Raw genomic sequence first — 13,433 nt, forward strand, 5'->3', positions numbered from 1 at the left:
GGGTGGGCGAAAAACGCCCACCCGATGTTCCTATCTTTTTGCCGCGTAAATTTGCTACCTGGGCAATTCCATTCGTCGCGATATTGGCTGCAACAGTCGCTCAATCCAAGGCTGCGTCCGCTGCCGATGGTCGGTTCGTAACGCGATGGTCGGTAAGCCCATGACCTTCTCCGACGCCATCCGTACCTGTTTCTCCAAGTTCTTCACCTTCTCGGGTCGTGCTTCGCGGCCCGAATACTGGTTCTTTTTCCTGTTCATCGTGATCTGGAACATCATTGCCGGTATAATCGACTGGCAGTTCTTCACTCAGGTCGCGGTCAGTGAAAGCGATGAGGTCAAGTCCTTCGCCGCCACGTCCCGGCAACCTGTGCAGAGCATTGTCGGCCTGATCGTATTCTTTCCGCATCTGGCCGTGGCCTTCCGCCGGATGCACGACACCGGGCGGAGCGGGCTTTATGCCCTGCTGCCGATCCTGCTGATCGTGGGCGCGTTTGCGGTTCTGATCTTTGGCATCGGCCTCGCCAGCCAGTTCCACGGTGGTACGATGGATATTCTGCTGACACGTGCCACGCTGCTTATCGTCATTCCGACACTGCTTGTTCTGTTTGTGTCGCCCCTTCTGGTGCTGTGGTGGCTGACCCGCCCCAGCCAGCCAGGCACCAACCAATACGGTCCCAACCCATATGAGGTAGCCCAATGACCGAACATTCGCCCAACTCAGCCTTTCATGCCTCGAGCTTCATGCAGGGGCACAATGCCGAATATCTGGAGCAGCTTTACGCCCAGTACACCAAGAACCCCGGTGCGGTGGATGCCGCCTGGGCCGAGTTCTTCAAAGCCATGGGCGACGACGCGCCGGATGTGCAGAAAGAAGCGGAAGGGCCATCCTGGGCGCGCACGGACTGGCCGCCAGTGCCGGCGGATGACCTGACGGGTGCGCTGACCGGCGAATGGGCCGAGATCGACGCCAAGGCGGCAGGCAAGAAGATCAAGGACAAGGCTGCGGCCAAGGGTGTCGAGGTCAGCGACGATCAGATCAAGCGCGCGGTGCTGGACAGCCTGCGGGCGCTGATGCTGATCCGGGCCTATCGTATCCGGGGCCACCTGGCGGCCGATCTGGACCCGCTTGGCATGCGCGCCGCCAGCAACCACCCCGAGCTGGACCCAAGGACCTACGGCTTTACCGATGCCGACATGGACCGTCCGATCTTCATCGACAACGTTCTGGGCCTGCAGATGGCCAGCATGCGTCAGATCGTCGAGATCGTGAAGCGGACCTATTGCGGCACCTTCGCACTGCAATACATGCATATCTCTGACCCGGAAGAGGCCGCATGGCTGAAAGAACGGATCGAGGGATACGGCAAGGAGATCGCCTTCACCAAGGAAGGCCGCAAGGCGATCCTGAACAAGATGGTCGAGGCAGAAGGGTTCGAAAAGTTCCTGCACGTCAAATACATGGGTACTAAGCGGTTCGGTCTGGACGGCGGTGAGGCGCTGATCCCCGCGATGGAACAGATCATCAAGCGCGGCGGCGCGCTGGGTCTGAGCGATATCGTGATCGGGATGCCGCACCGGGGCCGTCTGAACATTCTGGCCAACGTGATGGGCAAACCCTATCGCGCCATCTTCAACGAGTTCCAGGGCGGCAGTTTCAAGCCCGAGGACGTGGACGGTTCGGGCGACGTGAAATACCACCTCGGCGCGTCCAGCGACCGCGAGTTCGATGGCAACTCGGTGCACCTGTCGCTGACCGCCAACCCATCGCACCTTGAGGCGGTGAACCCGGTGGTTCTGGGCAAGGTCCGCGCCAAGCAGGATCAGTTGAACGACACCGACCGCACTAAGGTGATGGCCATTCTGCTGCACGGTGATGCGGCCTTTGCCGGTCAGGGTGTCGTGGCCGAAGGGTTCGGTCTGTCGGGTCTGCGCGGGCACAAGACCGGCGGCACCATGCACATCGTCGTGAACAACCAGATCGGTTTCACGACCGCGCCGCACTTCTCGCGCTCCAGCCCCTATCCCACCGATATCGCGCTGATGGTCGAGGCACCGATCTTCCACGTGAATGGCGACGACCCCGAGGCCGTGGTACATGCCGCGAAGGTGGCAACCGAATTCCGTCAGAAGTTCCACAAGGACGTGGTCATCGACATCTTCTGCTATCGCCGGTTCGGGCACAACGAGGGCGACGAGCCCATGTTCACCAACCCGATCATGTACAAGAAGATCAAGACGCATAAGACCACGCTGTCGCTTTATACCGAGCGGCTGGTCAAGGACGGCCTGATCCCCGAGGGCGAGATCGAGGACATGAAGGCGGCCTTCCAGGCGCATCTGAACAACGAGTTCGAGGCCGGAAAGGACTATAAACCCAACAAGGCCGACTGGCTGGACGGGCGCTGGTCTCATCTGGACAAGAACAAAGAAGAATACATGCGCGGCGAGACGGCCATCACACCCGAAACGCTGAGCGAAATCGGAGGTGCGCTGACCCGTGCACCCGAGGGCTTTGCCCTGCACAAGACCGTGGGTCGTCTGCTGGATCACAAGAAACAGATGTTCGAGTCGGGTCAAGGGTTCGACTGGGCCACGGGCGAGGCGCTGGCCTTCGGGTCGTTGCTGACCGAGGGCTACCCGGTGCGACTGGCAGGTCAGGACGCGACGCGCGGCACGTTCAGCCAGCGCCACTCGGGTTTCGTCCACCAGGAAACCGAAGAGCGTTATTACCCGCTGAACCATATTCGCGCGGGCCAGTCGCAATATGACGTGATTGACTCGATGCTGTCCGAATACGCGGTTCTGGGTTTCGAATACGGTTATTCGCTGGCCGAACCCAACGCACTGGTTCTTTGGGAGGCGCAGTTTGGTGACTTTGCCAACGGTGCGCAGATCATGTTCGACCAGTTCATCAGCTCGGGCGAAAGCAAATGGCTGCGGATGTCCGGTCTGGTCACACTGCTGCCGCATGGGTTCGAAGGTCAAGGACCTGAACACAGCTCGGCCCGTCTGGAGCGGTTCTTGCAGATGTGCGGTCAGGACAACTGGATCGTGGCGAACTGTACGACGCCTGCGAACTACTTCCACATCCTGCGCCGTCAGCTGCACCGCACCTTCCGCAAGCCGCTGATCCTGGTGACGCCCAAATCGTTGCTGCGCCACAAGCTGGCGGTCAGCACGGCCGAGGATTTCACCACCGGCTCAAGCTTCCACCGGGTGCTGTGGGACGACGCGCAGAAAGGTAATTCGGACACCAAGCTGGTTGCGGACGACAAGATCAAACGCGTCGTCATGTGTTCCGGCAAGGTCTATTTCGACCTGCTGGAGGAACGCGACGCACGCGGCATTGATGACGTCTATCTGATGCGGATCGAGCAGTATTACCCGTTCCCGGCGCATTCGCTGATCAACGAGCTTGAGCGCTTCAAGGGTGCCGAAATGGTCTGGTGTCAAGAAGAACCCAAAAACCAGGGCGCCTGGTCCTTTATCGAACCCAATATCGAATGGGTGCTGACCCGTATCGGCGCAAAACATACTCGCCCAGTCTATGCCGGTCGCGCAACCTCGGCCTCGCCCGCGACGGGTCTGGCCAGCCAACACAAAGCCCAACAAGAGGCGCTCGTGAACGAAGCGCTGAGCATTGAAGGAAAGTAAGCGATGACGATTGAAGTTCGTGTTCCCACGCTTGGCGAATCCGTCACAGAAGCCACGGTCGCAACATGGTTCAAGAATCCCGGCGACGCCGTGGCAGTGGACGAGATGCTGTGTGAACTGGAAACCGACAAGGTGACAGTTGAAGTACCCTCGCCCGCCGCAGGCGTGATGGGCGAGATTGTAGCGGCAGAGGGTGAAACGGTTGGCGTGAACGCCCTGCTGGCCACCATTACCGCCGGTGAAGGCGCCGCCCCTGCGCCTGCTGCGGCCGCCCCGGCTCCGGCGGCAGCACCGGCAGCATCCGGAGGCAGCGTCGACGTGATGGTCCCGACTTTGGGCGAGTCCGTTACCGAAGCAACCGTATCCACCTGGTTCAAGCAGGTTGGTGACACCGTGGCCCAGGACGAGATGCTGTGTGAGTTGGAGACCGACAAGGTGTCAGTCGAGGTCCCGGCCCCGGCAGCCGGCGTTCTGGCCGAAATCGTGGCACCCGAAGGGTCAACCGTGGATGCAACCGCGAAACTGGCGGTGATCTCGGGCGCGGCCGCTGGCGCGGCGCCCGCACCAGCTGTTGCTGCCGCTGCGGCTGCTCCGGCGGCGGCCAGCGCTAGCAAGGACGTTGCAAACGCGCCGTCCGCCGAAAAGGCGATGGCCGAGGCCGGTCTGTCCTCCGATCAGGTCACGGGCACGGGCCGCGATGGCCGCATCATGAAGGAAGACGTGGCAAAAGCTGTTGCAGCGGCTACAGCCCCAGCGCCTGCGGCGGCTGTGCCCGCCCCCGCTGCCCAGGCCCCGCGCGCACCGGTTGCCGCCGAGGACGAGGCCCGCGAGGAGCGCGTGCGCATGACCCGTCTGCGCCAGACCATCGCCAAGCGCCTGAAGGATGCACAGAACACCGCCGCGATCCTGACCACCTATAACGAGGTGGACATGACCGAGGTGATGGCCCTGCGCAACCAGTACAAGGAGCAGTTCGAGAAGAAGCACGGTGTGCGGCTTGGCTTCATGTCCTTCTTCACCAAGGCCTGCTGCCACGCGCTGAAAGAGGTTCCGGAAGTCAACGCCGAGATCGACGGCACCGATATCGTCTACAAGAACTTCGTGCACATGGGGGTTGCCGCCGGTACGCCTCAAGGTCTGGTTGTTCCGGTCATCCGTGATGCTGACAGCATGTCCTTTGCCGCGATCGAAAAAGCCATCGCCGAAAAGGGCAAGCGCGCCCGTGACGGCAAGCTGTCGATGGCCGAAATGCAGGGCGGCACCTTCACCATCTCGAACGGTGGTGTGTATGGCTCGCTAATGTCGTCGCCGATCCTGAACCCCCCGCAGTCGGGTATTCTGGGCATGCACAAGATCCAGGATCGTCCGATGGTCATCAATGGTGAGATCAAGATCCGCCCGATGATGTATCTGGCGCTGTCCTACGATCACCGGATCGTTGACGGCAAAGGCGCCGTGACCTTCCTTGTACGTGTAAAAGAGGCGCTGGAAGATCCGCGCCGCCTCCTGATGGATCTGTAATCATGGCGACACATGTACTCTGGCAGGCCGACGTGGCCGATTTCGATGCCTGGCTGAAAGTGTTCCGCGAGGACAAGCCGATGCGCAAGGCCGCGGGTATCCGCGACCTGCATGTCTGGCGCGACCCGGATCAGAAGGACCATGCAATAGCGATGTTCGAGGTTCTAGATTTGGACAAGGCGAGGGATTTTTTCGGATCCGAGGAGCTGGCCATGCATCACGAACGCGGCGGCATTGCCCATATCACGATCAAGCTGTTGGAACCCGTCTAAGGACGAACATGCCCCGACCCGCCGATGCCGGGTCGAGCGGCCACCGGGTGATCCGGTCGATTTAGGAGAATATTATGGCAAATTATGATGTCATCGTTATCGGCGCCGGACCCGGCGGCTATGTCTGCGCCATCCGTTGCGCCCAGCTGGGGCTGAAAACCGCCGTGGTCGAAGGCCGCGATACGCTGGGCGGTACCTGCCTGAATGTGGGCTGCATTCCGTCGAAGGCGCTGCTGCATGCCAGCCATCAGCTGCATGAGGCCGAGCATAACTTTGCCAAGATGGGCTTGAAGGGCAAAAGCCCCTCGGTCGACTGGAAACAGATGCAGGCCTACAAGGACGAGGTGATCGAGGGCAACACCAAGGGCATCGAGTTCCTGTTCAAGAAGAACAAGATCGACTGGTTGAAGGGATGGGGTTCGATCCCCGCTGCCGGTCAGGTCAAGGTGGGCGATGAGGTGCATGAGGCCAAGAACATCATCATCGCCTCCGGCTCCGAACCGTCTGCTCTGCCGGGTGTCGAGGTCGATGAAAAGGTCGTCGTGACATCGACAGGGGCGCTGTCGCTGGGCAAGATTCCGAAGAAGATGGTCGTCATCGGCGCCGGCGTGATCGGGCTGGAACTGGGCTCGGTCTACAGCCGCCTGGGGGCCGAGGTGACGGTGATCGAATTCCTCAAGGAAATCACGCCGGGCATGGACCCCGAGGTTCAGAAGACCTTTCAGCGCATCCTCAAAAAGCAGGGCCTGAAATTCGTCATGGGGGCGGCAGTCCAGAAGACCGAAGCCACCAAGACCAAAGCCAAGGTCACCTACAAGCTGCTCAAGGACGACAGCGAACACGTGATCGAAGCCGATACCGTGCTGGTCGCCACCGGGCGCAAGCCGTACTCGGACGGATTGGGACTGGATGCGCTGGGTGTTGAGATGACGCCGCGTGGCCAGATCAAAGTTGGGGCCGACTGGCAGACCAATGTGCCGGGGATCTATGCCATCGGTGACGTGACCGAAGGCCCGATGCTGGCGCACAAGGCCGAGGATGAAGGCATGGCCGCCGCCGAGCAGGTTGCCGGCAAGCATGGGCACGTCAACTATGGTGTCATTCCCGGCGTGATCTACACCTGGCCCGAGGTGGCCAATGTGGGCGAGACCGAAGCAACCCTCAAGGAACAGGGCCGCGCCTACAAGGTCGGCAAATTCATGTTCATGGGAAATGGCCGCGCCAAGGCGAATTTTGCCGCCGATGGATTTGTCAAAATCCTCGCCGACAAGGACACGGACCGAATTCTGGGCGCGCATATCATCGGCCCGGCTGCCGGCGATCTGATCCACGAGGTCTGCGTGGCGATGGAGTTTGGTGCGTCGGCCGAAGATCTGGCCCTGACCTGCCATGCCCACCCCACCTATTCCGAAGCAGTGCGCGAGGCAGCACTGGCCTGTGGCGACGGTCCGATACACTCGTAGGGATCCACCAGACTGAACCAAGGTATGCGAGGCTCTGCCTCGCGCTCCGGGATATTTGGAGCCAGATGAAGTTCGGATCCGCTCTTCATCTGGCCGAAAGTATCCCGGGGAGTCGCGCGGCACGCGCGGCGGGGGCAGAGCCCCCGTTACCACATGGTTTTTGCCGCGCGGGCGACCCATTCACGATCGTAGTCCGCGCCGCCTTCCTCGCCACCTGACGCTTCGGCCAGCATTTCGCCGATCGTTGGCAGATCGGTGCTCTCGTCCCTGCCAGCCCAAGTTCCGGCCCGCATCAGGGCGCGGGCGCATTGGGTGTAGATTTCGTCAATCTCGATGACGATGACGGTTGCCGGGGTCTTTCCGTGTTTCAGGAACCGGTCACGCATTCCGATGTCTGCGGTCAGGCGCGCGGTGCCGTTCAGCCGAACGACGTTGTTCGACCCCGGCACAATAAACATCAGCGAAACGCGCGGGTCGCGGACGATATTGCGCAAGGAATCCAGCCTGTTGTTTCCACGCCAATCCGGAAGCGCCAGAGTTTTGGCGTCAAGCTCCAGCACCACGGGGCCATCATCGCCACGCGGGCTGCCATCGACACCTTCGGGGCCCACCGTGCTGAGAATACAAAGGCGTGAAGCCATGATCCATTTTCGGTAAAGCGGTGTCAGATGGCGCACCACCTTGCGCAAGGACGGCGCGCCGGGTTTGCCATAAAGCGCCTCAAGCGCGGTTATGTCGTCAATGAACTCCATCCGGATCAAACCCCACTTCCCGCATCAGACTGTTCGACCGCGTCTCGATCTCCTGTTCCAGCCGGTCCAGAAATTCGTCCCGGGCCACACCCGGTTCGATCGGATCCAGGAAATCTACAATCGCAAGGCCGGGCTTGCGCATGATCCCGGAGCGGGGCCAGAAAACGCCCGCATTGGTGGCCACCGGAACACATGGAAACCCGAGACCTTCATATAGCACCGCGGTTCCGACCTTGTATGGTTTCTGAACGCCCGGCGCGACACGGGTGCCTTGCGGGTAGATCACCAGCTGTCCGGGTTCGGTGAATTCCTTTGCAACATCCTTGACCATCTTCGCTACGGCCGCGCCCCTTTTGCCGCGGTTGACCGGAATGCACCCCAAGCGGCGGGCATACATGCCAATGATCGGGGTCCACAGAAGCTCTTGTTTCATGATGAATTTGCCGTGGGGGATGGCGCTGAAGATCATGATGATGTCGAGGAAGGACTGGTGCTTGGCGCCGATGACGACTTCGTCATGGGGGGGTGATCCGCGCACCTCGCAGCGGATGCCGACCATCCAGCGGGCCAGCCAGATCGTGCTGCGGGCGTAGGTCTTGCAGGCCTGCAATGCACCGCGTTTGGTGAACAGGGCATAGGGCGCGAAGACAACGCCAAGGATCAGCATCCAGGCATAGATTGTGATCATGAAGATCAAAGAGCGAATCCATTGAAAACCTGTTCGCATCAGGAAAGCTCCTTTAGTTTTCTGCGGGCGGCGCTCCAGGTCGCGAAGAACGCAACCGTAGCACCCAGAAGCGGGATTACGGCCGGCAGCAACCATCCTGCCCCCTGAAAGCCGAGCCCGGTCAGAAACCCGCCCGCATCCGAGGTTTCGGGCAGCAGTGACACGCCGATCATTCCAAACAAGGTTCCAATCCCGGCCCCCAGAAGCGCCCGATAGGTAAAGCGGCGAACGAAGGCTCCGGCGATGAAACGGTCGCGGGCACCGACCTGGCGTAGGACCTCGATGATCCGGGCGTTGGCAGCCAGCGAGGCGTTGGCAGCCAGCGTGATCATTGCGGCGGTTGCACCACCGATCAGCAAAATGGAAATCCAGCCCAGTCGCCGCACGGACATGGCCGCGTCAACCAGCGGTTCGCGCCAGCGTGTGTGGTCATCCAGAACCGCGCCAGGTACCTCGGCGCTCAGTCGGAGGCGCAGCCCGGCGGCATCCAGCCCCGGCTCGCCTTCGATAATCTCGATCAGTTGCGGCACGGGCAGAGTGTCCAGTGGCAGATCGGGTCCGAACCATGGCGATAGCAGAGCGGCCTGTTCCTGATCCGTCAAGGCGCGGGCCGAGGCGACTCCAGGGGTCTGGCCAAGGACGGTCAGGGCGGCTTCGGTCTGGGCCGCAAGCTGTCCGGCAGGGGCGTTGATGCGCAAGGTGGCGGCACCGGCCAGTTCCGACGCCCAGCGATCCGCCACGCGGCCCGAAGCCAGCGACAGGGCCAGCGCAAATACCGCCAGAAATCCCATCGCGCCCGACACGAACAGGGTCAGATGCGCGGTATACCCTGTGGGCGGAACCACCCGGTCGGCGCGTTTGTCGCGCGACAGCAGGTTGCGGATGGTGCCATTGCTCATAGATCGGCCCCCGCGAGCTGCAGCTTGCGCTGCGAGATCCGCAGAACACGCGCCTGTACCTGGCTTTTGGCGGCGCGGATCAGGCTGAGGTCATGGGTCGCGATCAGCACCGTTTTGCCCATCCGGTTCAGTTCGACCAGCAGGCGCAGCAGGCGCTGCGACATTTCCCAGTCCACATTGCCGGTGGGTTCATCCGCCAGCACCACATCCGGCGACAGGATCACCGCGCGGGCCAGCGCGGCGCGCTGGCGTTCGCCGCCCGACAGTTCCGGCGGATGCGCCTCAAGCCTTGATCCAAGCCCGACCCAGCTCAGCAGTTCTGTCAGGTTGTCCTGTTCGGCCGTTTCGGCCCGCCCCGAAACCATCAGCGGCAGAGCCACGTTTTCCGCCAGTGTCATGTGGTCGAGAAACTGGCAATCCTGATGGACCACGCCGATCCGGCGGCGCAACAGGGCCATCTGGTCGCGGTCCAGCCGGGCAATATCGCTGTCAAACGCGCTGAGACGACCGGATGTCGGCAACAGAGCGCCGTAGCATAGTTTGAGGAACGTGGTCTTGCCCGCACCCGAAGGACCGGTCAGAAAGTGGAAGGACCCCGGCGGCAGCTGAATCGACACGTCGCTCAGCAGTTCGCCGTCGCCATAGGTGTAGCTGACATTCTCCAGCTCGATCACAAGGTGCGCCCCCAGTTTTTTCTGCCGCTCTTCTTGCCCGAGCGCGGTTGCGGTTTCAATGCCTGCACCGGGTCGATTTGGTGACACTTGACCCGTGAAACCGAAATCGCCCTTTGCTGTTGGGTCTTAACGGAATATGGTTTCTTAAAAAACTACTATCAGGCCGATCAATCGGCCAGGAGGCAGCATGCGTCTTACGTGTCCCAATTGCAGTGCCCAGTATGAAGTTCCGGATGAGGTCATTCCGGAAGAAGGCCGCGACGTTCAGTGTTCCAATTGTGAAGAGACGTGGTTTCAGGCGAAGAACCCGGCTGAAGCAGCCTCTGCGCCCGAACCGGCAGCACCGGATGCTGCAACCGATGAGGCACCCGAGCCCGCATCGCCGCCAGCGGACGACATGAACGAGCCCGCAGAGGCCCAGCCTGCCGAGGCCAAAAGCGGTGTCGACCCCTCTGTCGCCAGCATCCTGAAGGAGGAGGCAGCCCGCGAGGCGGAATTGCGGGCCAAGGAAGGGGGCGGCCTTGAAAGCCAGCCTGATCTTGCGCTGGAACCGGTCGCCAAACCGGCGCCTGCGACGCAATCCGTTCCCGTGGAAACCGCCGCCGATGCGGGGCAGAAAGACGCTTTGCCGGATGTCGAGGCGATCAATTCCAGCCTGCGCAGCGATGAAGTGAACGCGTCCGATACCGACGATCAGCCCGCGCAGCGCAAATCGGGCGGCTTTCTGCGGGGATTCTCACTGATCCTGATCATCGGCGTTCTTCTGTTTCTGATCTACGGCAACGCGCAGCAGATCAGTGAAGCTGTTCCGCAGGCCGACCCTGTTCTGAAACCCTATGTCTCGCTGGTGGATCAGGCGCGCGTCTGGCTTCAAGCGCAATCCGGGGCGGTTCAGAACTGAACCGCGCAAAACCAAGCGTCAGAAACGTTCCAGCAAGCGTTTGAGGTATTCCAGCTCGATCTTGGGCCGATCGGATTCACCGGTGCGGCGGCGGATTTCGTCCAGCAGTTCACGCGCGCGGCGATAGACGTCTTCCCCCTGCAAAAGGTTGTCGTCGGTCGAGATCGACCCGGCAGCACCCGGGCTGCGGCCCAGTGGATCGCGGTTGTTGGCCTCCATGTCGCCTTCCTGCGAGCCCTGTCCCGGTTGGTTCTGTTGGTTCTGCGCCAGCGCCTCGCCCAGCGAGCGCATGCCCTCGCGCAGGGCCTCCATCGCTTCGGACTGTCGGTCAATGGCTTCGGCCAGATCGTCGCCGCGCAGGGCGTCTTCCGCTTCGTCCATGGCGCGACCGGCGCGGCCCAGCGCCTCGCGCGCCGCTTCACCTTCGGCGGTTCCGGCACCCGGCAGGCCCTGTTCCTGACGTCTGAGTTCCTCGCGCAGGGCCTGCTGGCGGTCTGCAAGCGATCCCTGGCCCTGTTGTCCGCCGCCGGCCTGATCGTCCGAGCCGTCAACCTGACCGCCCTGGCCTTCATGGCTCTGGCCCCGGCCCAGGCCACCGGAACGGCCTTCGTTGCCGCGGCTTTCGCCGGCCTGCGCACCGGGGTTGAACTGTTCCTGCAAATCCCGGAACGCCTGATCGCTGAGGCCCTGCTGTTCGCGCAGGGTTTCCGCAAGCCCTTCCATGGCCTGTTGACCCTCGGACTGTCCGCCCTGCCCCTGACCTTGGGTCACGCGCATGTTTTCCATCATCTGCTGGAACTCTTCCAGCGCCTGTTGCGCCTCGGCCATGCGGCCCTGTTCCATCAGTTCCTGAATGCGGTCCATCATCCGCTGCAGATCGTCCTGGGTCATCTGCAGAGACTCGCCATTTGGGCCTGTCTGGTTCTCGCCGCCTTCACCGTTTTCTTGTGCCAGCCGCTGAAGCTGTCGCATGTAATCCTGCGTGGCTTCGCGCAACTCCTGCATCAGCTCGGCGATTTCCTCGTCACTGGCACCATTCTTCATCGCCTCCGTCAGGCGCTCCTGCGCGCGGCGCATGCGTTCCAGCGCATCGGCCAGAGTGCCATCTTCGATCAGCACGGCCAGATCCCACAGGGCCTGGGCTATTTCGGCTTGCTGATCCGGCTTCAGGCCATAATCGGTGAACGTCTCCAACCGGCGCAGCACGACCCGAAGCCTCAGATAGGCGGTGTCGGACCGAAACAAATCCTCGGGGCGGTGGGACACGGCGCGCAGAACTTGCGCAATGCGCGGCGCATTGGAACGGGCCCACAACAGGTCACGCCGTTGTTCAATCACCGCGGCAGCCAGCGGGTCGAAGAAACGGCGCGCAGGAAGGGCCGTCTGATAGGGATCGGACCAGGTTTCCTGATCGGCGGCATCCCGTGCCATCAGGGTTATCGTGACCGGCAGGTGTGCCCAGGGATGTTCCGAGAAATCCTCGATCAGGTCTTCCGTGAAATCGGCCCGGTCGCCGGTGATCGGCATGGGCAGTTCAACGGTCACGGCTTCGCGCGGTTCAGGGTCTGCAGTCAGGCCAAAGCGGCGATCAACCGAGGCCAGATCAAGTTCGATCAATGCGGTGCCCGAGACCACGCCATAATCATCGCTTGCCGCAAAGGGCAGTTTCATCTGACCACCCGCCTCGGCTTCGGCCACATCGGTCACCGCAATCTGCGGCGCCGCGTCGGCAAGCAGGTTCAGCGCCCATTCGCGCCCTGCGGGGCCTTCGATCTTCAATTGCCCTGAATGTTCGGCCACGAAATCCTGTTCGGGATTGGTCTCGGCCTCGGCCCCCAAAAGAGACGTGGTCTCGGTCAGGCTGTGTGACCCGACTTCTCCGTAAAAGCGCAACGTGATGCGGCTGCCCTGTGGAAGCGTCAGATCGGGGCCCGGCTGATCGGCCAGATAGAGCGTCGGCAGACCGGTGTATCTAGGCGGTTCGATCCAGCCTTCCCAGCTTGGCCCCTGCCCCGCTGTCGCAGTACCCGGCGTCATCTCGGCCACGGATCCGATACGCCAGAACGACCCGAACAGGGTTGCGATCACCAGCGCCAGAAGCGCTGCATAGCGCAGGGCAAAGGGGTCGCGGTCTGCCAGCCTAAGGTCAGGCTTTACGGGTTCGGCCTGCGCCACCTTTTGTGCCATGCGTTTTTGGTGCGCCTGCCACAGGGCGACCGAGGCCGCGTCCATGGAGCCGATGGCCTGATCGTCTACCAAGGCCTGGATCGGGCGTCCCGGCAGTGTTTCATCTAGCCTCACCAACGCCTCGGCGCGTGTCGGTAGATGGAATCGCCTGACCCCGAACATGAGCGCAGAAAGCAGTCCGATCAGCGCGACACTGCCCGCCGCCCAGACAAATTCGACACTGACAAGATCCTGCAGACCCAACATCAGAGCGGCCAGAATGGCCATCAAAACCGAGAAAAACGGCCAAAACGCGCGCAAAACCCGCTCGGCCAGCATCCCTGCGTGCGTCAGCCACAGCGACAGCCGGGGAATAGGCAGGTTTGATCTGTCGCTCAAGGCGG

11 protein-coding genes are annotated in these 13,433 nt (G+C 61.9%); 6 read left to right on the forward strand and 5 right to left on the reverse strand.

Going from position 1 to position 13,433, the window contains the following annotated elements; translation table 11 throughout:
* Positions 1-160: 160 nt before the first annotated feature.
* The 5 genes from ACR0FE_RS08985 (at position 161) to lpdA (ending at position 6,910) form a co-directional block, all read left to right on the forward strand.
* The gene (locus ACR0FE_RS08985) at positions 161-700 is read left to right on the forward strand and encodes a DUF805 domain-containing protein (protein WP_321249279.1); all 540 of its coding nucleotides are present in this window, start codon (positions 161-163) and stop codon (positions 698-700) included.
* A complete protein-coding gene (locus tag ACR0FE_RS08990; protein ID WP_321249281.1) occupies positions 697-3,654 on the forward strand; it encodes a 2-oxoglutarate dehydrogenase E1 component in 2,958 nt (985 codons plus the stop codon). Before ACR0FE_RS08985 ends, ACR0FE_RS08990 begins: the two co-directional genes overlap by 4 nt.
* A 3-nt stretch (positions 3,655-3,657) precedes the next feature.
* Positions 3,658-5,175, forward strand: a complete 1,518-nt coding sequence (odhB, locus tag ACR0FE_RS08995; RefSeq protein WP_480912514.1) for a 2-oxoglutarate dehydrogenase complex dihydrolipoyllysine-residue succinyltransferase — start codon at positions 3,658-3,660, stop codon at positions 5,173-5,175.
* A 2-nt stretch (positions 5,176-5,177) separates the two neighbouring features.
* Complete coding sequence (locus tag ACR0FE_RS09000; RefSeq protein WP_480904742.1) at positions 5,178-5,447, forward strand: hypothetical protein; 270 nt, start codon at positions 5,178-5,180, stop codon at positions 5,445-5,447.
* Positions 5,448-5,521: 74 nt separating this feature from the next.
* Positions 5,522-6,910: a dihydrolipoyl dehydrogenase gene (gene lpdA / locus ACR0FE_RS09005; protein WP_321249285.1), complete on the forward strand. Its 1,389-nt coding sequence runs from the start codon at positions 5,522-5,524 to the stop codon at positions 6,908-6,910.
* 146 nt (positions 6,911-7,056) lie between these two features.
* Here lpdA and ACR0FE_RS09010 read toward each other — a convergent pair whose 3' ends face one another.
* From ACR0FE_RS09010 to ACR0FE_RS09025, 4 genes are read right to left on the reverse strand one after another with little or no spacing between them, the layout of a single operon-like run.
* Positions 7,057-7,662: a pyridoxamine 5'-phosphate oxidase family protein gene (locus tag ACR0FE_RS09010; protein ID WP_480912516.1), complete on the reverse strand. Its 606-nt coding sequence runs from the start codon at positions 7,660-7,662 to the stop codon at positions 7,057-7,059.
* Positions 7,649-8,389 (reverse strand): lysophospholipid acyltransferase family protein, encoded by a 741-nt coding sequence (locus ACR0FE_RS09015; protein WP_480912518.1) that lies wholly within the window; start codon positions 8,387-8,389, stop codon positions 7,649-7,651. The genes ACR0FE_RS09010 and ACR0FE_RS09015 overlap by 14 nt, the downstream gene beginning before the upstream one ends.
* On the reverse strand, positions 8,389-9,288 hold the full coding sequence (locus tag ACR0FE_RS09020) for a cell division protein FtsX (RefSeq protein ID WP_480912520.1): 900 nt from the start codon (positions 9,286-9,288) through the stop codon (positions 8,389-8,391). The genes ACR0FE_RS09015 and ACR0FE_RS09020 overlap by 1 nt, the downstream gene beginning before the upstream one ends.
* Positions 9,285-9,962 carry an ATP-binding cassette domain-containing protein gene (locus ACR0FE_RS09025; protein WP_170679786.1) on the reverse strand — a complete coding sequence of 226 codons (678 nt, stop codon included), beginning with the start codon at positions 9,960-9,962 and terminating at the stop codon, positions 9,285-9,287. The genes ACR0FE_RS09020 and ACR0FE_RS09025 overlap by 4 nt, the downstream gene beginning before the upstream one ends.
* 187 nt (positions 9,963-10,149) lie before the next feature.
* Here ACR0FE_RS09025 and ACR0FE_RS09030 point away from each other — a divergent pair, with 187 nt between their 5' ends.
* The gene (locus ACR0FE_RS09030; RefSeq protein WP_480912522.1) at positions 10,150-10,863 is read left to right on the forward strand and encodes a zinc-ribbon domain-containing protein; all 714 of its coding nucleotides are present in this window, start codon (positions 10,150-10,152) and stop codon (positions 10,861-10,863) included.
* Between the two features lie 18 nt (positions 10,864-10,881).
* Here ACR0FE_RS09030 and ACR0FE_RS09035 read toward each other — a convergent pair whose 3' ends face one another.
* Positions 10,882-13,428 carry a TIGR02302 family protein gene (locus tag ACR0FE_RS09035; RefSeq protein WP_480912523.1) on the reverse strand — a complete coding sequence of 849 codons (2,547 nt, stop codon included), beginning with the start codon at positions 13,426-13,428 and terminating at the stop codon, positions 10,882-10,884.
* Positions 13,429-13,433 lie beyond the last annotated feature (5 nt).

Source organism: Ruegeria sp. K7, from assembly GCF_056531785.1.